This is a genomic window from Agromyces sp. S2-1-8 (genome assembly GCF_021129215.1).
GTDB classification, from domain to species: Bacteria; Actinomycetota; Actinomycetes; order Actinomycetales; family Microbacteriaceae; genus Agromyces; species Agromyces chromiiresistens.
The window spans coordinates 3,398,667-3,418,041 of record NZ_JAJOLP010000001.1; the positions used below are offsets into that span (position 1 = coordinate 3,398,667).

19 protein-coding genes and 1 riboswitch are annotated in these 19,375 nt (G+C 72.0%); of the genes, 12 read left to right on the plus strand and 7 right to left on the minus strand.

The window, feature by feature from the left end; translation table 11 throughout:
- Window positions 1–43: 43 nt before the first annotated feature.
- Together LR269_RS15480 and LR269_RS15485 are read right to left on the minus strand one after the other, a co-directional pair.
- On the minus strand, window positions 44–793 hold the full coding sequence (locus LR269_RS15480; RefSeq protein WP_231431651.1) for an MIP/aquaporin family protein: 750 nt from the start codon (window positions 791–793) through the stop codon (window positions 44–46).
- A gap of 221 nt (window positions 794–1,014) precedes the next feature.
- Window positions 1,015–2,760 carry a glycerol-3-phosphate dehydrogenase/oxidase gene (locus tag LR269_RS15485; RefSeq protein ID WP_231432369.1) on the minus strand — a complete coding sequence of 582 codons (1,746 nt, stop codon included), beginning with the start codon at window positions 2,758–2,760 and terminating at the stop codon, window positions 1,015–1,017.
- A gap of 134 nt (window positions 2,761–2,894) precedes the next feature.
- On the opposite strand from LR269_RS15485, the gene LR269_RS15490 reads away from it, so the two are divergent.
- The 5 genes from LR269_RS15490 to ribH all read left to right on the plus strand — a co-directional run bounded on the left by LR269_RS15490 (window position 2,895) and on the right by ribH (window position 7,695).
- Complete coding sequence (locus LR269_RS15490) at window positions 2,895–3,896, plus strand: sugar-binding transcriptional regulator (RefSeq protein WP_231431652.1); 1,002 nt, start codon at window positions 2,895–2,897, stop codon at window positions 3,894–3,896.
- A gap of 51 nt (window positions 3,897–3,947) precedes the next feature.
- Window positions 3,948–4,092: riboswitch (FMN riboswitch) on the plus strand.
- Window positions 4,093–4,177: 85 nt separating this feature from the next.
- Entirely contained in the window at window positions 4,178–5,224 is a 1,047-nt protein-coding gene (gene ribD / locus LR269_RS15495) for a bifunctional diaminohydroxyphosphoribosylaminopyrimidine deaminase/5-amino-6-(5-phosphoribosylamino)uracil reductase RibD (RefSeq protein ID WP_231431653.1), read from the plus strand.
- A 1-nt stretch (window position 5,225) separates the two neighbouring features.
- Window positions 5,226–5,933: a riboflavin synthase gene (locus tag LR269_RS15500; RefSeq protein WP_231431654.1), complete on the plus strand. Its 708-nt coding sequence runs from the start codon at window positions 5,226–5,228 to the stop codon at window positions 5,931–5,933.
- Window positions 5,930–7,234, plus strand: a complete 1,305-nt coding sequence (gene ribA, locus LR269_RS15505) for a GTP cyclohydrolase II (RefSeq protein ID WP_231431655.1) — start codon at window positions 5,930–5,932, stop codon at window positions 7,232–7,234. The genes LR269_RS15500 and ribA overlap by 4 nt, the downstream gene beginning before the upstream one ends.
- The gene (gene ribH / locus LR269_RS15510) at window positions 7,231–7,695 is read left to right on the plus strand and encodes a 6,7-dimethyl-8-ribityllumazine synthase (protein ID WP_231431656.1); all 465 of its coding nucleotides are present in this window, start codon (window positions 7,231–7,233) and stop codon (window positions 7,693–7,695) included. Before ribA ends, ribH begins: the two co-directional genes overlap by 4 nt.
- Window positions 7,696–7,698: 3 nt before the next feature.
- Here the strand turns inward: ribH and LR269_RS15515 are convergent, their stop codons facing one another.
- Window positions 7,699–8,157: a DUF2269 family protein gene (locus LR269_RS15515; RefSeq protein WP_231431657.1), complete on the minus strand. Its 459-nt coding sequence runs from the start codon at window positions 8,155–8,157 to the stop codon at window positions 7,699–7,701.
- Window positions 8,158–8,470: 313 nt separating this feature from the next.
- Between LR269_RS15515 and LR269_RS15520 the strand changes: the two genes are divergently transcribed.
- A complete protein-coding gene (locus tag LR269_RS15520) occupies window positions 8,471–9,856 on the plus strand; it encodes an MFS transporter (RefSeq protein WP_231431658.1) in 1,386 nt (461 codons plus the stop codon).
- Between the two features lie 279 nt (window positions 9,857–10,135).
- Window positions 10,136–10,507, plus strand: coding sequence for an aldehyde dehydrogenase (locus LR269_RS15525; protein ID WP_231431659.1), 372 nt, complete (start codon window positions 10,136–10,138; stop codon window positions 10,505–10,507).
- A 50-nt stretch (window positions 10,508–10,557) separates the two neighbouring features.
- Here the strand turns inward: LR269_RS15525 and LR269_RS15530 are convergent, their stop codons facing one another.
- On the minus strand, window positions 10,558–10,908 hold the full coding sequence (locus LR269_RS15530; protein WP_231431660.1) for a hypothetical protein: 351 nt from the start codon (window positions 10,906–10,908) through the stop codon (window positions 10,558–10,560).
- A 149-nt stretch (window positions 10,909–11,057) separates the two neighbouring features.
- On the opposite strand from LR269_RS15530, the gene LR269_RS15535 reads away from it, so the two are divergent.
- From LR269_RS15535 to LR269_RS15555, 5 genes are all read left to right on the plus strand, one after another.
- Window positions 11,058–11,990: a pseudouridine-5'-phosphate glycosidase gene (locus LR269_RS15535; protein WP_231431661.1), complete on the plus strand. Its 933-nt coding sequence runs from the start codon at window positions 11,058–11,060 to the stop codon at window positions 11,988–11,990.
- Window positions 11,974–12,870, plus strand: a complete 897-nt coding sequence (locus LR269_RS15540) for a PfkB family carbohydrate kinase (RefSeq protein ID WP_231431662.1) — start codon at window positions 11,974–11,976, stop codon at window positions 12,868–12,870. Before LR269_RS15535 ends, LR269_RS15540 begins: the two co-directional genes overlap by 17 nt.
- 74 nt (window positions 12,871–12,944) lie before the next feature.
- On the plus strand, window positions 12,945–13,172 hold the full coding sequence (locus LR269_RS15545; protein WP_231431663.1) for a hypothetical protein: 228 nt from the start codon (window positions 12,945–12,947) through the stop codon (window positions 13,170–13,172).
- Window positions 13,173–13,321: 149 nt separating this feature from the next.
- Window positions 13,322–15,295, plus strand: a complete 1,974-nt coding sequence (locus LR269_RS15550; protein WP_231431664.1) for an ABC transporter ATP-binding protein — start codon at window positions 13,322–13,324, stop codon at window positions 15,293–15,295.
- 179 nt (window positions 15,296–15,474) lie between these two features.
- Window positions 15,475–16,302: a hypothetical protein gene (locus tag LR269_RS15555; RefSeq protein WP_231431665.1), complete on the plus strand. Its 828-nt coding sequence runs from the start codon at window positions 15,475–15,477 to the stop codon at window positions 16,300–16,302.
- Between the two features lie 12 nt (window positions 16,303–16,314).
- Here the strand turns inward: LR269_RS15555 and LR269_RS15560 are convergent, their stop codons facing one another.
- The 3 genes from LR269_RS15560 to LR269_RS15570 form a co-directional block, all read right to left on the minus strand.
- Entirely contained in the window at window positions 16,315–16,809 is a 495-nt protein-coding gene (locus LR269_RS15560; RefSeq protein ID WP_231431666.1) for a 2'-5' RNA ligase family protein, read from the minus strand.
- Between the two features lie 67 nt (window positions 16,810–16,876).
- Complete coding sequence (locus LR269_RS15565) at window positions 16,877–17,275, minus strand: DUF1622 domain-containing protein (RefSeq protein WP_231431667.1); 399 nt, start codon at window positions 17,273–17,275, stop codon at window positions 16,877–16,879.
- Window positions 17,276–17,414: 139 nt separating this feature from the next.
- Window positions 17,415–19,298: a phosphoenolpyruvate carboxykinase (GTP) gene (locus LR269_RS15570; protein ID WP_231432370.1), complete on the minus strand. Its 1,884-nt coding sequence runs from the start codon at window positions 19,296–19,298 to the stop codon at window positions 17,415–17,417.
- Window positions 19,299–19,375 lie beyond the last annotated feature (77 nt).

A 19,375-nucleotide genomic window follows, 5' to 3' on the forward strand; every position in this document is an offset into this window, starting at 1 on the left:
TCAGTTAATGGTGGTGATGGTGGTGGGTGCGGAGGCCTCGGCGTCAGCCGAGGACGGGGAGCAGCACGAGCGCGGCCCACCCGGCGAGCATGCCGCCGATGATCGGGCCGACGACCGGCACCCACGAGTAGGACCAGTCCGATCCGCCCTTGCCCTTGATCGGGAGCAGGGCGTGCGCGATGCGAGGGCCGAGGTCGCGGGCCGGGTTGATCGCGTAGCCGGTCGGGCCGCCGAGCGAGGCGCCGATGCCGATGACGAGGAACGCCACGGGGATCGCCCCGAGCTCCGCCGGGGTTCCGCCGTTCGTGAAGCCGATGATGACGAACACCAGCACGAAGGTGCCGATGATCTCGGTCACGAGGTTCCAGCCGTACGAGCGGATCGCCGGGCCGGTCGAGAACACGCCGAGCTTGTTGCCGGCCTCGGGCTCGGCGTCGAAGTGCTGCTTGTACGCGAGCCAGCAGAACACCGCGCCGATGAACGCGCCGACCATCTGGGCGCCGATGTAGGTGAGCACCGAGACGACGTTGACCGGCACGCCCGAGCCGAACTCCTGGGCGCCGTTCGCCACGAGCCCGAGCGTGACGGCGGGGTTGAGCTGCGCGCCCGAGGCGTACGAGACGATGACACCGGCGAAGACGGCGAGGCCCCAGCCGATGTTCACCATCAGGAAGCCGCCGTTGTGACCCTTGTTCTTCGCGAGCGCGACGTTGGCGACGACGCCGCAGCCGAGCAGCACGAGCAGTGCGGTGCCGACGACTTCCGAGAGGAAGACGAGACCGAGATTGTCCACGTTGACCTTCTTTCAAGAGGCGGGGCGGATGCCTCATCCGCCCGTTCCGAGCAACGGGCCGCATTCGGCCCCGATGAAACGTACCCGCCGGAATGGCCGGTGCGAGGCGTTTCCGCGTGCACATCCGTGCAGATTCCGGCACCCGTCGGTCGAGGAGCGTTCGACGGAGGAGAGCGCGTATCGAGACCACGTCGCCGTCGTCTCGACACGGCGCTGTGCGCCTACTCGACCGGCGCCGGGACCCCCAGCTCCACCCCGTGGCGCTCGGCGAGCAGCGACGCGGTCGCTGCGACCTCCGCCGCGATGCGCCCGGCCGGCCATCCGAGTTCGGCGCCGACGACCGCGGCGAGTTCGTCGAGCAGCGGCGCGGTGAGCGAACCCGTGAAGGCCAGGCTCGTGCGCCGCAGCACGACGTCCTGCAGACGCACGACTCGCTCGTTTCGGGCGAGCCAGGCGATCTCGTTCCGGCTGTAGCCGTCGTGGTGCGCCAGGGGCGTCTCGGGCTCGCCCTCGATGTCGGCGAGATAGGCCGCAGCCCGGGTGCCGTAGCGCTCGAGCAGTTCCTCGGCACGGGCGCGGCCGACCTCGTCGCCGTGCGAGACGAGCCAGACGCGTCGCGCGTCGTCGGTCGCCGGGTACCCCGCGCCGCCGCCGATCGCGAGTCCCTTCGTCGACACGACCCGCTCGCCGCCGAGGAGCGCGAGCACCTCGCCCGAGAGGTGCTCGGCGAGCGCCCGGAAGGTCGTCCACTTGCCGCCGACGAGGCTGAGCACGCTCGTGCCCGGCCGGCCGGAGGCATCCGCCCGTTCGATGCGGTAGTCGCGCGAGACGAACCCGGGCTGCGTGTCGTCGTGCCGGGGCAGCGGGCGCACGCCCGAGAACCGGTAGACGATCTGCGACCGGTCGACTCGGATCGCTGGGAAAACGTGCGCGATGAGGTCGAAGAAGTAGTCGACCTCCTCCTCGGTGCAGATCGCGGGCTCGCGCATGTCGTGCTCGAGGTCGGTCGTGCCGACCATCACCCGGCCCTTGAGCGGGTAGATGAGCACGATGCGGCCGTCCTCGTGCTCGAAGAAGATCTCGCGGCCGGCGGTCGCGGCGAGGAGCTCTGGGTGGTCGAGCACGATGTGCGAGCCCTTCGTGCCGCCCATGAACCGGGTCTCCTCGCCGAGGTCGGCGTTCGTGAGATCGGTCCACGGACCCGACGTGTTCACGACGACGTCGGCCGCGACCGAGAACTCCTCGCCCGTCGTGGTGTCGCGCAGGCGCACGCCCGCCACGTCGTGGCCGATCGCTTCGACGTAGTTCACCGCCCGGGCGAGGGGGCCCGCGGCGAGGCCGTCGAACAGCACGTCGAGGGCGAGCCGCTCGGGGTCGTGCATGCTCGCGTCGTAGTACGTCGCGGTGTACTTCACGCCGGGGTTCAGCGCCGGCAGCTCCGCGAGCGAGCGCTTCGCACCGTGGAACCGGTGCCGCGGCACCGCGCCGCCGTCGCGCGAGAACGCGTCGTAGATCGTGAGGCCGGTCTTGATGAGGGCGGCCCCGCGCTCGGTGGGCTTGCCCGACTTGTGGGTCAGGAAGCGCAGCGGGGCCGAGAGGACGCCCGAGAAGGTCGAGAAGATCGGCACCGTCGTCTCGAGCGGCTTGACGTAGTGCGGGGCGATGCGGATGAGTCCGTTGCGCTCTTCGACCGACTCCTTGACGAGTCGGAACTCGCCGTTCTCGAGGTAGCGGATGCCGCCGTGGATCATGTGCGACGACGCCGACGACGCCCCCGAGACGAAGTCGCCGCGTTCGACGAGCACGACGTCGACGCCCTGCAGTGCGAGATCGCGGAACGTCGCGATGCCGTTGATGCCGCCGCCGATCACGAGCACCGCGGCCTGCGGGCGCTCGCGCAGGCGTGCGACCGCTTCGCGGGCCGAGACGGCACCTGCGGGTGCGGGCTGCCGGCGGTTCCGGTTCATCGATTGCGCTGACATCACTGTCCTCTCGGGAGCGAACGGCGGGCTTGCACGAGCCTGCCGGGTGTGGATGAATACATCGTGAACACGGCAGCACGAACTTGCAAGCCGCGTGAACATATGTGCAAGGTGGACGGATGATCGACAAGGAACTCCTCGCGACGGTGGACGCCGACGAGGCCGTGCCCGGCAAGACCCGGGACGCGCTGCGCGCGGCGCACCTGTACTACATGCAGGACCTCACGATGGATGCGATCGCGCACGAGCTGCACACCTCGCGATCCTCGGTCTCCCGCCTGCTCAGCCACGCCAGGGCGAGCGGGCTCGTCGAGATCTCGATCCACTCGCCGCTCGACCTTCCGAGCCGCATCGAACAGGAGATCCTCGAGCGCTTCGAGGTCTCGGCCCACGTCATCCCGGTGCCCGACCATGCGAGCGACGTCGACCGCCTCGACCGCGTCGCGCTCTCGGCTGCACGGATTCTCGGCCGCTTCGTCGACTCGAACCAGCTCGTCGGCGTCGCCTGGGGCTCGACGATGGGGGCGATGAGCCGCCACCTCGTGCCGAAGGCCACCCACAACACCGAGATCGTGCAGCTCAACGGCGCCGGCAACGTGCGCACGACCGGCATCGTCTACGCGAGCGAGCTGCTGCGCCGCTTCGGCGACGCGTTCGGCGCCCGCGTGCAGCAGTTCCCGGTGCCGGCCTTCTTCGACGACCCCGCGACGAAGCAGGCGTTCTGGCGCGAGCGCTCGACGCGGCGCCTGCTCGAGCTCCAGGGCCGGCTCGACCTCGCGCTCTTCGGCATCGGCTCGCCGTTCGCCGAGGTGCCGAGCCACGTCTACCAGGGCGGCTACCTCGAGCGGGCCGACTACGAGGGGCTGAGCCGCGACGGCGCCGTCGGCGACGTGGCGACGGTCTTCTACCGTGCCGACGGCTCGACCGACGGAATCGCGCTGAACGAACGTGCGACCGGCCCCGACTTCTCGGTGTTGCGGCACGCCCCCCGTCGCATCTGCGTGGTCGCCGGCCGCGCGAAGCTCGCGAGCCTGCGCGGCGCGCTCGCCGCCGGGCTCATCACCGACCTCATCGTCGACGAGGGCACGGCGCGGGCGCTGGTGGAGCCGACCGCGGGCTGAGGAGCGGGAATAGTCCGGGCCCGCGGGCGTTGACCTATGATCGAACACGAGAAACGTGCTCCGGGGTCGGTGCAATTCCGAGCCGGCGGTGACAGTCCGCGAGCCGGGCGCGTTCGATCGAGAGGTCGACGCGAACGGTTGAACCGGTGGAAATCCGGTACCGACGGTGAAAGTCCGGATGGGAGGCGGCACGTGTCGGCGGCGCCGTGCGCGCGGCCGGCTCCGCGGTGATCGCACCGCGGCGACCCGAGCATTCCCGGAGCCTCGGACAGGACGAGGGAATGACGACGGTCGATGAACAGCACGGGGCGGATGCCTCGGCGATGCGCCGCGCCCTCGAGCTCGCCGAGCTCGGCCCGGCCAGGGGCGTGAACCCCCGGGTGGGTTGCGTCGTCCTCTCCCCCGCCGGCGAGATCCTCGCCGAGGGCTGGCACCGCGGCGCAGGCACCGCGCACGCCGAGGTCGACGCGCTCTCGAAGCTCGCGCCCGGCGCCGCACGTGGCGCGACAGCCGTCGTGACGCTCGAGCCCTGCAACCACACCGGGCGCACCGGCCCCTGCGCGGTCGCCCTCGTCGAGGCCGGCGTGGCACGTGTCGTCTACGCGGTCGCCGACCCCGGCGACCACTCCTCAGGCGGTGCCGACCGGCTCCGCGCGGCCGGCGTCGAGGTCGTGCCCGGCGTGCTCGCCGACGAGGTCGAGGCCATGCTCGACGATTGGCTCTTCGCCGCCCGCCGCCATCGCCCCCGCGTGATCGTGAAGTGGGCCGCGAGCCTCGACGGCCGGGCCGCGGCGGCCGACGGCACGAGCCAGTGGATCACGGGTGCCGGCGCCCGCGCCGACGTGCACCGACGTCGTTCCGCGGCCGACGCGATCGCGGTCGGCACCGGCACGGTGCTCGCCGACGACCCGTCGCTCACGGCGCGGGACGACCGCGGGCACCTCCTCGAGGCGCAGCCCGTGCCGGTCGTCTTCGGGCACCGCACGGTCCCCGCCGACGCCGCCGTGCGTCGGCACCCCAACCCGCCGATCTTCCCGACCGGCGACGATCTCGCCGCCGACCTCGAGGAGCTGCAGCGCCGAGGCATCCGCTCCCTGTTCGTCGAAGGCGGGCCGACGCTCGCGAGCGCGCTCCTCGCCGCCGACCTCGTCGACGAGCTTCTCGTCTACGTCGCGCCGGCGCTGCTCGGCGGCCCGCGGCTCGCCGTCGGCGATCTCGGCATCCCCACCATCGCCGACGCCAGGCGCTTCCGCTTCGCCGCCGTCGAGCGGCTCGGCGACGACGTGCTGCTCGTCGCCCACCCGACCACCCACCCTGGAGGGAACTGACATGTTCACCGGAATCATCGAGGAGCTCGGCCGCATCACGCGCATCGAACGCACCGACGACGCCGCCCGCCTCACCGTTCGCGGCCCGCTCGCGGTCGAGGGCGTGGCCCACGGCGACTCGATCTCGGTGTCGGGCGTCTGCCTCACGGTCGTCGACTTCGACGACGAGGGCTTCACGGCCGACGTGATGGCGCAGACGCTCGCGATGTCGACCCTCGACGGCGCGCACGAGGGCCTCGCGGTCAACCTCGAGCGCGCCGCACGCGTCGGCGACCGCCTCGGCGGGCACATCGTGCAGGGGCACATCGACGGCACCGCACGGGTGCTCGAGGTCCGCCCCGGTGAGGCGTGGCGCTACGTGCGGTTCTCGCTCGACCCCGAGCACGCGCCGCTCGTCGTCGACAAGGGATCGATCGCGGTCGACGGGGTCTCGCTCACCGTGTCGAGCGTCGGCGCCGACGCCGACGGCGACTGGTTCGAGGTCTCGCTCATCCCCGAGACGCTCACCGCCACCACGCTCGGCGAGCGCGAGGTCGGCGACCTCGTCAACATCGAGACCGACATCGTGGCGCGGCAGGTGGCGCGCATGCTGCGGTTCGGCGACCACCGCACCCTGCCCTCGTCGGTGGGCTTCGAGACGCGGCCCGGTGATCCTCAACCCGCCCGGACGCCCGAGTCCGCACCGACCCGCGAAGGAGGTGCGGCATGAGCCTCGCCACGATCCCCGAAGTGCTCGACGCGCTGCGCGCCGGCAAGCCCGTCATCGTCGCCGACGACGAGGCCCGCGAGAACGAGGGCGACGCCATCATGGCCGCCGAGTTCGCGACCCAGGAGTGGATCGCGTGGATGGTGCGGCACACGAGCGGCTACCTGTGCGCGCCGATGCCGAACTCCGTCGCCGACCGGCTGTCGCTGCCCCTCATGGTCGAGCGCAACGAGGACCTGCGCGGCACCGCGTACACGGTCTCCGTCGACGCCGCCGACCGCAACTCGACGGGCATCTCGGCGGCCGAGCGCGCGCACACCCTGCGAGTGCTCGCCGACCCGTCGTCGATCCCCGAGGGGCTCGTCCGTCCCGGCCACATCCTTCCGCTGCGTGCCGTCGACGGCGGCGTGCGCGAGCGCGCCGGTCACACGGAGGCCGCGGTCGACCTCATGCGCCTCGCCGGCCTCTCCCCCGTCGGCGTCATCGGCGAACTCGTCGAGGACGACGGCGAGATGATGCGCCTGCCCGCCCTCATCGCGCTCGGCGAGCGCGAGGGGCTTCCCGTGACGACGGTCGCCGCGCTCATCGACTGGTTGCGGGAGTGGCACGACGGCGACGACCTCGACTCGGCGGCCGCGGCCGCCGTGCCCGAGTCCTCGCCCGTCGCCTTCGAGGTCGAGACGACGCTGCCGACCGTGCACGGCGACTTCCGCGTGCGGGCGTACCGCGACCGCGGCACCGGCGCCGACCACGTCGCCATCATCGCGGGCGACCCCGCCGCCGATCCGGCCGGCGCGATCGTGCGCGTGCACTCGGAGTGCCTGACCGGCGAGGCATTCGGATCGCTGAAGTGCGAGTGCGGCCCGCAGCTCGACGCGGCGCTGCAGACCATCCGGCAGGGCGGCGGCGGCGTCGTCGTGTACCTGCGCGGGCACGAGGGCCGCGGCATCGGCCTCATCAACAAGCTGCGCGCCTACCGGCTGCAGGAGCAGGGCCTCGACACGCTCGACGCGAACGTCGCGCTCGGCCTGCCGATCGACGCCCGCGACTACTCGTCCGCGACCGCGATCCTCACGGACCTCGGCATCGAGCGGGTGCGCCTGCTCACCAACAACCCCGAGAAGGTGCGCCAGCTCACCGCGCACGGCATCGACGTGACCGAGCGACTGCCGCTCGTCGTCGGCGTCGGCGCGGTGAACCAGGGGTACCTCGAGACCAAGGCGTCCCGCATGGGCCACGCCATCGACGACCAGCAGCTCGCGGATGCCGCGGCTGAAGCCCTCCTGGAAGGACACGCATCATGAGCGGACAGGGATCCCCCACCCTCGACATCGACGGCAGCGGCCTGAAGGTCGTGATCGTCGCCGGCAGCTGGCACGACGAGATCACCGACGGCCTCATCGCCGGTGCGACGCGCACGCTCGAGGGCGCCGGCGCCGACTACTCGCTCGTACGGGTGCCGGGCAGCTTCGAGCTTCCGGTCGTCTCGAAGGCGGCGCTCGAGGCCGGCGCCGACGCCGTGGTCGCGCTCGGCGTGATCATCCGCGGCGGGACGCCGCACTTCGAGTACGTGTCGTCGGCCGCGACCGACGGGCTCACCCGCGTCGCCATCGACACGGGCAAGCCGGTCGGCTTCGGCGTGCTCACCCTCGACGACGAGCAGCAGGGGCTCGATCGCGCAGGTCTCCCCGGCTCGAAGGAGGACAAGGGCCGCGAGGCGGCCGAGGCCGCCATCGCGACGGCGAGGGCGCTGCGCGCGCTCTGAGGCCTACGGCTTCCAGACCATGAGCACGACGACCGCGACGAGCAGCAGCGAGACGATGCCGCTGCCGGCCGCGATCGCCGGGTAGCCCTTGCCCTCGGCGGTCGCCGCGCCCGAGGCATCCGCACCGCTCGGCTGCAGCGCCGCGGCGGCCTTGTTCATGGCGGGCACGACGACGAAGAGGCTGAGGCCGAAGGCCACGACGTAGAGGATGATCGACCAGAGGATCCACGGCGTGGTCACCGACAGGTCGTACTCGTCGGGCGCCATGCTCATCGCGCCGAAGCCGAACACGAAGACGGCGAGCGACAGCCAGCTGAAGATCATCGTCGACTTCGCGAGCGTGGCGACCTGTGCGCCGTTTCCGGCGCGCACCGCGCGCATCGCCGTCATCGGCAGGATGGCCATCGGGCCCACGATGAAGACGGCCGCGGTGACGTGCAGAACGCTGAAGAGGGTATCCATGGGCTCAGCCTAACGAGGCGGAGGCTCCCAACGCGTCGATCCTTCGGTTGAGGCGGATGGCTCGGGGCGGTGGCTTCGGACCCGACGCTTCGGCCCTCCTCGGCCGACCGACCGACGCCGTTCGTCGCACGATCACCGCCGTTCGTCGCAGCGAGGGGCCCCGATCACCCCCGATCGCGGGGTGGCGAGGCACCCCTGCCGTATCGTATCCGGGTTGCCACAAGCGACGATTCCATCACTGCCCCAGGCTGAGCGCCAGACCGACGTGCCCGAGTGCAGCGTCACCCGCATCACCCTTGGAGTCTTCGCAACGATGTCGTCATCGTCAGCGGCCACGGCCGCAGCAGCAGCACCCGCCAATCCACGCAGTCGCGTGGTCCTCGCCAGCCTCATCGGCACGACGATCGAGTTCTACGACTTCTACGTCTACGCGACCGCGGCCGTGCTCGTCTTCCCCTACCTGTTCTTCCCGGCAGGCGACCCGACGACGGCGCTGCTCGCGTCGTTCGCCGTGTTCGGCGCGGCCATGGTCGCCCGCCCGCTCGGCGCCGTCTTCTTCGGCCACCTCGGCGACCGGGTCGGTCGCAAGGCGACGCTCGTCGGCGCACTGCTCACGATGGGCATCGCGACGTTCCTCATCGGCGTGCTGCCGACCTACGCCGCGGTCGGCTGGTTCGCACCGCTCCTCCTCGTGATCCTGCGCCTCGCACAGGGCTTCGCGCTCGGCGGCGAATGGTCGGGAGCGGCGCTCGTCGCGACCGAGAACGCCCCGAAGGGCAAGCGCGCCTGGTACGGCACCTTCCCGCAGCTCGGCGCGCCGATCGGCTTCATCATCGCGAACGGCCTGTTCCTCATCATCGCGGCGCTGCTGCCGTCGGACGACCCGAACTCCGCCCTGCCGTCGACCGAGTTCCTCGAATGGGGCTGGCGCATCCCCTTCCTCTTCTCGGCCGTGATGGTGATCGTCGGCCTGTGGGTGCGGCTCCGCCTCGTCGAGTCGACGGCGTTCGCCAACGCCTCCAAGCGCGGCAAGCTCCAGCGGCTGCCGCTCGCGAGCGTGTTCAAGAGCTACTGGAAGGAGCTCATCCTCGGCACGTTCTTCATGCTCGCGACCTACGTGCTCTTCTACCTGATGACGACCTTCTCGCTCGGCTACGGCACGAAGCCCGGCGACGCCCCCGTGCCCGGTCTCGGCTACGCGTACAACACCTTCGTGCTCATGCTCATCGGCGGCGTCGTGTTCTTCGGCATCTTCACGATGCTCTCGGGCCCGTGGGCCGACCGCTGGGGCCGTCGCAAGACGCTCATCTGGGTCACGTCGGCGATCATCGTCTTCGGGCTGCTCTGGGTGCCGCTGCTCTCGGCCGGCTTCGCGGGCGTCATGGGATGGCTCATCATCGGCTTCGCACTCATGGGCATGACCTTCGGCCCGATGGGCGCCCTGCTGCCCGAGCTGTTCCCGACGAACGTCCGCTACACCGGCTCGGGGATCTCGTACAACGTGTCGTCGATCCTGGGCGCCGCCGTCGCGCCGTTCATCGGCACCGCGCTCTGGGGCGCCGGCGGCGGCAGCCCGTTCTGGGTCGGCGTCTACCTCTCGGTCATGGGCGTGCTCACGCTCGTCGCGCTGCTGGTCTCGAAGGAGACCCGCGACGTCGACTTCGACGAGGCCGGGCTCGAGTCGTCGGCGGTGCTGTAGGCACCTCGGTCGCCGAAGGGCGGATGCCGCTCCCCTCGCCGCGCGCGGGCAGAGGCGTCCGCCCTCCGTCGTACTCGGACACCGTCACGCGAGCGTCACGAGAACGTCACGCCCGGCCCCTTCTGGCAGGGTGGCGCCCGGCGTAGCATGGCCCGCATCAGGGCCGCCGAACCGCTCCAGCCGGCACCGTCGGCGCTCGGCCGCCCGGGGCGGACGGGTGCGCAGGTGAACATGACGATGGACATGATGAAGGACGCGATGTCGTCGACGGAGATGCCGATGCAGGGCATGGACGCCGCGATGATGCAGGAGTGTATGGAGGCCCTCTCCGCGTGCATGCAGGCGTGCCTCATGTGCGCCGATGCCGACGCGGGCGAGGGCATGGGCCGGTGCGCCGGCATGTGCGCGAACTGCGCCGACGTCTGCGACACGATGATGCGCATGATGCTGCGGATGCGCGGCATGGACCTGCAGGTGATGACGTCGATGATGCAGGCGACCGTGTTGATGTGCCGCGCCTGCTCGGCCGAGTGCATGCAGCACGCCGACATGAGCGAGCACTGCCGCATGTGCGCGATGGCATGCGATCAGTGCGTCGCGGCGATGGAGAAGATGATGAGTTCGATGAGCGGGGCGATGCCCATGGCGTGACCCCCTGCGGTCGAAGGGGGCGAGCGCAGCGAGCCCTCGGAACCCCTGCGCTACTCCGCGACGCTGAAGCGCTGCCCGCCCGCCGCGAGCACGCCGTACACCGCGTGCACGGCGACCGGGTCGCCGAGCCGCAGCGTGCCGGCGAACGCGTCGTGGTGCCAGACGCGACGCGTTCCGCCGCCGTCGATCGCGGCGAGCGTCGCGAACCCGTCGCCGTCGACTGCCGTGACGATCGCGTCGACCCACTTCGAGGGCGTCGCCGTCGAGAGGCGGAGCTGCATCGCGTGCAGCCCATGGCCCGGGCGGTCGCTCGAGCACTCGTGCGCCCGCTCGCAGCCGCGCATGCCCATGACCGCGCCCGTGCGGGGCTCGGTGACGGCGTGCGGCTCGCGGTGCGACATGAGGGCTCCTCGTGGTCGGTTCGTGCAGGCGACGATACGCGCGGCGGGTGCGGATGTCCCGGCGGGCCGTCACACGCGGCAACAGAGCCGAGCGTGCGCCCCGGGCGAGGCATCCCCGCCGGATCGGGCGCCGCGCCTAGCATTGCGGCATGCCCGCCGACGTGCACCCCACCCTGCCCGCCGCGATCCGCGTGTCCGACGAGGTGCGCGCCGCCCTCGACGAGGGGAGGCCGGTGCTCGCCCTCGAGTCGACCATCCTCACCCACGGCCTGCCGCAGCCGCGCAACCTCGAGGTCGGGTTGCGGAGCGAGGCCGAGGTGCGCGCCGCCGGCGTCGTACCGGCGACCATCGGCGTCGTCGAAGGCGTCGCGGTCGTCGGCCTCTCCCGCGGCGAGATCGAGCGGCTCTGCACGGCCGCCGAGGTGGTGAAGGCGAGCGTGCGCGACCTGCCGATCGCTCGGGCGAAGGGGCTCGACGCGGGCACGACGGTCGCAGCGACGGCCTGGCTCGCGCACCGTGCCGGCATCCGGGTGATGTCGACCGGCGGACTCGGCGGCGTGCACCGCGGCGCCGCCGAGAGCTTCGACGAGTCGGCCGACCTGCCCGTGCTCGCCGAGACGCCGATCACGCTCGTGAGCGCCGGAGTGAAGTCGATCCTCGACATCGGCGCGACGCTCGAACGGCTCGAGACGCTCGGCGTGCCGGTCGTCGGCTACCGCACCACGCGGTTTCCGGCCTTCACCGTCGCCGACTCGGGATTCGCCCTCGACTACCGGGTCGACTCCCCCGCGGAGGCCGCAGCGCTCGCCCGGGCGCGCGACGAGTTCGGTCAGCGGGCGGCCGTGCTCGTCGCGAACCCGATCGCGGCCGACCGGCAGCTCGATCCGGCGCTGCACGACCGGGTGCTCGGCGAGGCGCTCGCGGCAGCCGAGGCCGCAGGAGTGACGGGCCACGACACGACGCCGTTCCTGCTCGACCGGTTCCAGCGGGCGACGGGCGGAGAGAGCCTCGAGGTCAACCTCGAGCTGTATCGGGCGAACGTCGCCCTCGGGGCGGAGATCGCGCGTGAGCTCGCCGGCTGAGCGGGCGGATGCCTCGGGCCCGCCGCTCCTCGCGGTCGTCGGCGACCTCGTCGAGGACATCGTCGTCTGGACCTCCGAGCCGGTGCGGCACGGCACCGACACGGCGGCACGGGTGTTCCGCACTCGTGGCGGCAGCGCCGCGAACGTCGCCGCACTCGCCGCACCGCTCGTGGCGACCCGGTTCATCGGCTGCGTCGGGCCCGACGCCGCGGGCGACGCGCTGGTCGCAGCACTCGAGGGGTGCGGCGCCGAGGTCCGGGTGCAGCGACACGGCACGACGGGCGCCGTCGTCGTCATCGTCGATCCGGCGGGCGAACGCACGATGTTCCCCGATCGCGGGGCGTCGGCCCTGCTCGAGACGGTCGACCCCGCCTGGCTCGACGGCGTCTCATGGCTGCATGTGCCGAGCTACGGTTTCGAGCTCGAGCCGGCACGCTCGGCGGTGCTCGCGCTCATCGGCGAGGCACGTCGGCACGGAGCCGGCGTCTCGATCGACGCGTCGTCGTCGGGCCTGCTCACCGGGCTCGGGGTGCCGAAGGTGCTCGACCTGTTCGCCTCGCTCGCCCCCGACGTGCTCTTCGCGAACGAGACCGAGGCGGCCCTGCTCGGGCTCGGGCCCGGGCCCGGGTCCGGGTCGATCACCGCAACGATCGTCGTGAAGCACGGACCCGAGCCGACGCAGGTGTTCGAGGGCGGCACCCTCGTCGCCGAGGTCCCGGTCGCACCGGTTCCCGGCGCGCGCGACCTCACCGGCGCGGGAGACGCATTCGCGGCGGGGTTCCTCGCGGCGCGCCTCGCCGGGCGACCGACCGGCGATGCGGTGCTCGGCGGGCACGGCGTCGCCGCCCGGGTGATCACCGCCCCGGGCACCGCCGGCTGAGCCGAACGGACCTTCCGCGGCGGATCGTCAACTCACGTTGACGAGCAGGACTCACGTCAACTACGGTTGACGGCATGGACGACCGCACCCTCCGCACCGCGATCGCCGCGGCCGACGGCGACGACCCCTACCGCGCCCTGCGCGAGCTGCACCACGTGCGCATCGAGCTCAACCGCGAGCTCGACCGAGCCGAAGCCGTCGCGGTGCGCCGCGCGCGCGCGGGCGGGTCGAGCTGGCAGCTCATCGCCCTCGCGCTCGAGGTCTCGAAGCAGGCGGTGCACAAGAAGTACGGCCGTTCCTGAGCGCGCCCGGACGGGCCCTCCCGCCGACAGGGCTGGGAGCCCGGCGCAGCCGGGGCGCGTAGGCTGCAATGCGGCGACGACGCGAGCGACGGGGGCGCGAGGCATCCGATCGCCACCGTCGTCAGGCTGCCAGCGACCAGAGAGTGAAGATGAGCACGAGCGAGACCCCCACCCGCCGAGCCGAGCGCGAAGCGCGCCGGCGCACCCCACGACCGGCACGCACTCGCGACCAGGCCGACGGCGCAGCCGAACGCCCCGCCCGCACCTCGCCGTTCGGGCGGCGCGGCGAGCAGCCACCGGGTCCGCGCGCGACGTTCCGGCAGCTGCTGCCGTTCATCTTCGAGCACCGGCCGGTGCTCATCTGGGTCGCCGTGCTCTCGGTCGTCGGCGCACTGGCGAGCCTCGCGCAGCCGCTGCTCGTCAGCCGCGTGATCACGGTCGTCGAGGCCGGAGACTCGCTCGGCTGGATCGTCTGGGCCCTCGTCGCCCTCGTCGTCGTCAGCGGCGTCATCTCGGGCTACCAGCACTACCTGCTGCAGCGTACCGGCGAGGGCGTCGTGCTCTCGAGCCGCAAGAAGCTCATCGCGAAGCTGCTGCACCTGCCGATCGCCGAGTTCGACACCCGCCGCACGGGCGACCTCGTCTCCCGCGTCGGCAGCGACACGACCATGCTTCGCGCCGTGCTCACCCAGGGGCTCGTCGAGGCGATCGGCGGCACCGTGACGTTCTTCGGCGCGCTCATCTTCATGCTCGTGATCGATCCCGTGCTGCTCGGGCTCACCGTGCTCGTCGTCGCCATCGCGATCACGACCGTGACCCTGCTGTCGCAGCGGGTGCGCGAGGCGTCGCACGCCGCGCAGGCGAAGGTCGGGGATGTCGCGGCGAGCGTCGAGCGGGCGATCGGCGCCGTGCGCACGATCCGCGCCGCCGGCGCCACCGAGCGCGAGATCGCCGCCGTCGAAGGCGAGGCCGAGGGAGCATGGCGCATGGGCGTCGCCGTCGCGAAGATCTCGGCGCTCATCGTGCCGATCGCCGGCATCGCCATGCAGGTGTCGTTCCTCGTCGTGCTCGGCGTGGGCGGATACCGCGTCGCCTCGGGGGCGATCACGGTCGCGAACCTCGTCGCGTTCATCCTGTTCCTCTTCATGATGATCCTGCCGCTCGGGCAGGCGTTCGGGGCGATCACGTCGGTCAACCTCGCGCTCGGCGCGCTGGGCCGGATCCAGGAGATCCTCGACCTGCCCGACGAGGACGAGCACGACCGCGAGCTCGCCCCGCGCGCCCTCATCGTCGGCGACGCGAACGAGGGCCTCCTCCCCGACGCCCCCGCCGTCGCCTTCGACGACGTGCACTTCGCCTACGCCGCGACCCGGCAGGACCCGGCCGACCCGGCCAACGACTCCCCCGACGAGCACCTTCCCGAGCCCGACGTCACCGAGCGGCAGCCCGTGCTGAGAGGCGTGTCGTTCGACGTGCCTCGCGGTCAGCGCATCGCGCTCGTGGGGCCGTCGGGGGCCGGCAAGTCGACCATCCTCGCCCTCATCGAGCGGTTCTACGACCCGTCGGTCGGCGCCGTGCGCATGGGCGGGCTCGACCTCCGGTCGATCGACCGCACCGAACTGCGCGCGCAGATCGGGTACGTCGAACAGGACGCCCCCGTGCTCGCCGGAACGCTGCGCGACAACCTGCTGCTCGGCTCGCCCGACGCGACCGACGCCGAGTGCGAGCACGTGCTGCGCGCGGTCAACCTCGGCACGGTGCTCGACCGCGACCCCGCCGGCCTGGGGGCCGCCGTGGGCGACGACGGCATCATGCTCTCAGGAGGCGAGCGGCAGCGCCTCGCGATCGCCCGCGCGTTGCTCGCGGCGCCGCCGATCCTGCTGCTCGACGAGTCGACCTCGTCGCTCGACGGCGTGAACGAGCGGATGATGCGCGAGGCGATCGATGCCGTCGCGGCCGGGCGCACGCTCATCGTGATCGCGCACCGGCTCTCGACCGTGATCGACTCCGACCGCATCGTCGTGCTCGACGACGGGCGGGTCGTCGGCGAGGGCACCCACACCGAGCTCGTCGCGACCGTGCCGCTGTACCGCGAGCTGGCCGAGCACCAGCTGCTCGTCTGAGGCACGTCTCGGCTGCCTCGGCGGGCGCGGCGCGGCCCCGAGGCATCCCGGCCGGTTCAGGGGTATCCCGAGCGAACCTCAGTGCCTGCTCGGATGGACGACGGCGATCGTCTTCCTAGCGTGGAGTCATCGCATCCGATAGCGGATGCCCTGAGCCCACGCCCCCTGGAGGACCCACCATGACCATCGCGACCGTGCCCACCGCGCGCGACCTCGACCCGTTCGACGGGATTCCCGTCGGCCTCATCGACGACCTGCCCGAGGTCGCGACCGACGGCGCCACGATCCGCCGCACCGGCCTCGGCAGTTCGTTCGACCGCGTGCAATCGGCCGTCCAGGGCTGGCTGCGCCACTGGGAGCCGCTCGAACTCCCGGCCTTCACCCCCGTGCGCGACGTCATGCCCGACGACGACCGCGGCCGCAGCTCGCTCAAGGCCGCACCCGCCCGCCCCGACGGGTCGGTGCGTCTCACGGCGAGCCTCTACGACCCGCCGAACCGCCACGGCGAGCCCCTCGCCTGGTCGCGCAACTGGGCCAGTGCCGCGGTGCTGCCGCCCGCCCGCGAATCGGGCCGGCTCTTCTACCGCTTCAGCGTGTCGAGCCGACTCGTGCTCGACGGCCAGGCGTCGCTCAGCCTCGTCTCGACGAGCGTGAACTTCGGCATCGTGGCCGACGCGGCCAAGCAGAGCCCCTTCCAGGCTCCCGGGTTCGCGACGCCCATCGCGCGTCCGCTCGTCGGTGTGCAGGCGCGCGCCGACGTCGACGCGCAGGCGACGCAGGTGTTCGAGGGATCGATCGCCGTGCGGCAGGGCGAGACCCCGGCGATGGCCTTCGTCATCGGCACCGATGTGCTCTTCGAGGACGGCTGGGTGCGTCTGCACGAGGGGTCGAGCACCTGGGTCGGCCCGGCCGAGCCGGGCGCGAGCGGCACCGTCGAGTTCCGCTACGCGCCGGCCGCCGTGCTGCGCGTCATCGGCCACCTCGACGACCCGCACACGGCCGACTGAAGGCGCATTCGCTCAGCCTCCGCCCGCCGTGCCCTCGCCGAGCGGCCAGGATCCGACGATCCGGCCGTGGTGCGAGGTCTCCGGCGGGCGGAGCCGCACGAGCGCGAGGCTGCCGAGCTGCAGGCGGTCGCCGCGGTCCACGCGCCCGTGCCGCTTCGCCGTCACGTGCGGACGGAAGTCCTGGCGCATCCGGACGAGATCGATCCCCAGTCCGCGCAGCGCCGAGATCGCGGCGGCCCGCAGCGCCGCGATGGCGCCGCCGTCGCGCACGAGCGACACGAGGATGTCGCGGCGGGGCCCGAACATCGCGTCGTCGCCGACCGCGACCGTGATCGCGCGGGCACCCGGTGAGCCCGCGACGGCGGCGAGCGCCGTGCCGAGCACGTCGGCGTCGAGCTCGGTCTCGAACGGTTCGACCAGGGTCACGTGCAACGGCCACTGCGCGACCGTGAACTCGTCGCCGACGGTGAGCGGCGAGAGCGGCAGCACGACCACGAAGCGCGCCATCCGGCGAGTCTAACCGGGCTGCTGCCGGGCGCGGCGGCGGCGGTGACGGCGACGGCGACGAGCGGCGCTATCGCCCCGGTACCGGGACCCGTTCGGCGCCACCGTCGGCGGCCTCGCCGTCGACGGTCGCGCCATGGCGCTGCCACGGCCACCGCCCCGTGATCTCCACCGCGAGCGACCAGCTCAGGAACGTCCGGATCAGGACGATGATGCCGAGCACGCCGACCGACTCGAGCGTCGGGGTCACGGCGACCGTGCGGATGATGTCCGCGGCGACGAGGAGTTCCAGGCCGATGAGGATGCCGCGCCCGAGCACTCGCCGGAAGCGTTCGTAGACCGGGCCGGTGTTCCGCACCCGCCGGATCGCGGCGTCGATCATCGCGTAGAGCACGCCGACGACGATCGCGATGACACCGATGACGTCGATGACCTCGCCGGCTCGGGTGATGATCTGGCCGAACTCCATGGGGGCCTCCTGCGGCCCACGCTAGACCCGCACGGGCGCCGCGCGCCCGATGACCTCCCGCGTGCCGCGGGCCCGGACACGGCGAAGGGCGGATGCCCGAGGCATCCGCCCTTCGCTTGCGGCTTCTCGGGGCCCTTCGCTACTCGACCACCGGGGCCGACTCGTGCTCGAGGTGGTAGCGCAGGCTCGCGAGCTCGGCCTTGAGGGCCGCCGGCACGCGGTCGCCGAACTGGGCGAAGTACTCGTCGGTCAGCTCGCACTCGGCGAGCCACGAGTCGCGGTCGACGTCGAACAGCTGCTCGAGCGCCTCGGCCGTGATGTCGAGGCCGTCGAGGTCGAGCGAATCGGCGGCCGGGAGGAGGCCGATCGGCGTCTCGACGGTGTCAGCGGTGCCCTCGACGCGGCCGACGATCCACTCGAGCACGCGCGAGTTCTCACCGAACCCGGGCCAGAGGAACGAGCCGTCGGCGCCCTTGCGGAACCAGTTGACCTGGAAGATCTTCGGCGCACCCTGGCCGAGCACGCGGCCCATCTTCACCCAGTGGCCCCAGTAGTCGGCCATGTTGTAGCCGCAGAACGGGAGCATCGCGAAGGGATCGCGGCGGAGCTCGCCCACGGTGCCCTCCGCCGCGGCGGTCTTCTCCGACGAGATCGTCGCGCCCATGAACACGCCGTGCTTCCACGAGCGGGCCTCGGCGACGAGCGGCACGTTCGTCGCGCGGCGTCCGCCGAAGAGGATCGCGTCGATCGGCACGCCGTCGTGGGCGTCCCAGTCGTCGGAGATCTGCGGGCACTGCGCGGCGGCGACCGTGAAGCGGGAGTTCGGGTGCGCGGCGGGGCGGCCCGAAGCGGGCGTCCAGTGGTTGCCCTCCCAGTCGGTGAGCTCGGCCGGCACCTCGTCGGTCAGGCCCTCCCACCAGACGTCGCCGTCGGGGCGCAGGGCCACGTTCGTGAAGATCGTGTTGCCCCAGAGCGTCTGCACGGCGGTCGGGTTGGTCGACTCGCCCGTGCCCGGTGCGACGCCGAAGAACCCGGCCTCGGGGTTGATCGCGTAGAGGCGGCCGTCGTCGCCGGGGCGCATCCAGGCGATGTCGTCGCCGATCGTCTCGACCTTCCAGCCGGGGATCGTGGGCTGCAGCATCGCGAGGTTCGTCTTGCCGCACGCCGACGGGAACGCGGCGGCGACGTGGTACGACTTGCCCTCGGGCGAGGTGACCTTGATGAGCAGCATGTGCTCGGCGAGCCAGCCCTCGTCGCGGGCCATGACACTCGCGATGCGCAGCGCGAAGCACTTCTTCGCGAGCAGGGCGTTGCCGCCGTAGCCCGAACCGTACGACCAGATCTCGCGCGAGTCCGGGAACTGCACGATGTACTTGGTGTCGTTGCAGGGCCACTCGATCTCGGCGCGGCGGTGGCCGACGCCGTCGACGAGCGGGTAGCCGACCGAGTGCACCGTGCGCACCCAGGGCTCGCCGGCCTCGATGAGGCGGTAGACCTGCTCGCCCATGCGCGTCATGATGCCCATCGACAGCACCACGTACGGCGAGTCGGTGATCTCGACGCCGAGCTGCGAGATGGGGCCGCCGAGCGGGCCCATCGAGAACGGCACGACGTACATCGTGCGGCCCTTCATCGAGCCGTCGAAGACCTCGGTGAGCTCGTCGCGCATCTCGCGCGGGTCGCGCCAGTTGTTCGTGGGACCGGCGTCCTCCTCGTACGTCGAGCAGATGAACGTGCGGTCCTCGACGCGGGCGACGTCCGACGGGTCGGTGCGCGCGAGGTAGCTGTTGGGGCGCCACTCGGGGTTGAGCTTGATCAGCTTGCCCTCGGCGACGAGCTGGCGCTCGAGGAGGTCGGCCTCGTGCTGCGATCCGTCGCACCACACGACGGCGTCGGGCTTGGTGAGGCCGGCGATCTCGTCGACCCATGCCCGAAGCGCGGGGTCGGTGGTGCCGCGCGGCGCGTGGCCTTCGCCGTAGGCCTGGGTGCCGTCCGTGTCGGTCGAGAGCCCGGAGATGGTCATCATCGTCCCTTCCAAGTGGTGCCCGGCGCGGCGCCGGATCGCTTCGTGTTTCCAGAATGCGCCGGTTCGAGGCATCC

Bases quoted from the DNA above. Each gene is read 5' to 3' on its own strand.
- LR269_RS15535 (WP_231431661.1), top strand. From the start codon at position 11,058: ATGCCCGCCGACGTGCACCCCACCCTGCCCGCCGCGATCCGCGTGTCC.
- LR269_RS15490 (WP_231431652.1), top strand. From the start codon at position 2,895: ATGATCGACAAGGAACTCCTCGCGACGGTGGACGCCGACGAGGCCGTG.
- LR269_RS15555 (WP_231431665.1), top strand. From the start codon at position 15,475: ATGACCATCGCGACCGTGCCCACCGCGCGCGACCTCGACCCGTTCGAC.
- LR269_RS15515 (WP_231431657.1), bottom strand. From the start codon at position 8,157: ATGGATACCCTCTTCAGCGTTCTGCACGTCACCGCGGCCGTCTTCATC.
- LR269_RS15570 (WP_231432370.1), bottom strand. From the start codon at position 19,298: ATGACCATCTCCGGGCTCTCGACCGACACGGACGGCACCCAGGCCTAC.
- LR269_RS15545 (WP_231431663.1), top strand. From the start codon at position 12,945: ATGGACGACCGCACCCTCCGCACCGCGATCGCCGCGGCCGACGGCGAC.
- ribD (WP_231431653.1), top strand. From the start codon at position 4,178: ATGACGACGGTCGATGAACAGCACGGGGCGGATGCCTCGGCGATGCGC.
- LR269_RS15500 (WP_231431654.1), top strand. From the start codon at position 5,226: ATGTTCACCGGAATCATCGAGGAGCTCGGCCGCATCACGCGCATCGAA.
- ribH (WP_231431656.1), top strand. From the start codon at position 7,231: ATGAGCGGACAGGGATCCCCCACCCTCGACATCGACGGCAGCGGCCTG.
- LR269_RS15485 (WP_231432369.1), bottom strand. From the start codon at position 2,760: ATGAACCGGAACCGCCGGCAGCCCGCACCCGCAGGTGCCGTCTCGGCC.
- LR269_RS15525 (WP_231431659.1), top strand. From the start codon at position 10,136: ATGCAGGGCATGGACGCCGCGATGATGCAGGAGTGTATGGAGGCCCTC.
- LR269_RS15565 (WP_231431667.1), bottom strand. From the start codon at position 17,275: ATGGAGTTCGGCCAGATCATCACCCGAGCCGGCGAGGTCATCGACGTC.
- LR269_RS15530 (WP_231431660.1), bottom strand. From the start codon at position 10,908: ATGTCGCACCGCGAGCCGCACGCCGTCACCGAGCCCCGCACGGGCGCG.
- LR269_RS15550 (WP_231431664.1), top strand. From the start codon at position 13,322: ATGAGCACGAGCGAGACCCCCACCCGCCGAGCCGAGCGCGAAGCGCGC.
- LR269_RS15560 (WP_231431666.1), bottom strand. From the start codon at position 16,809: ATGGCGCGCTTCGTGGTCGTGCTGCCGCTCTCGCCGCTCACCGTCGGC.
- ribA (WP_231431655.1), top strand. From the start codon at position 5,930: ATGAGCCTCGCCACGATCCCCGAAGTGCTCGACGCGCTGCGCGCCGGC.
- LR269_RS15520 (WP_231431658.1), top strand. From the start codon at position 8,471: ATGTCGTCATCGTCAGCGGCCACGGCCGCAGCAGCAGCACCCGCCAAT.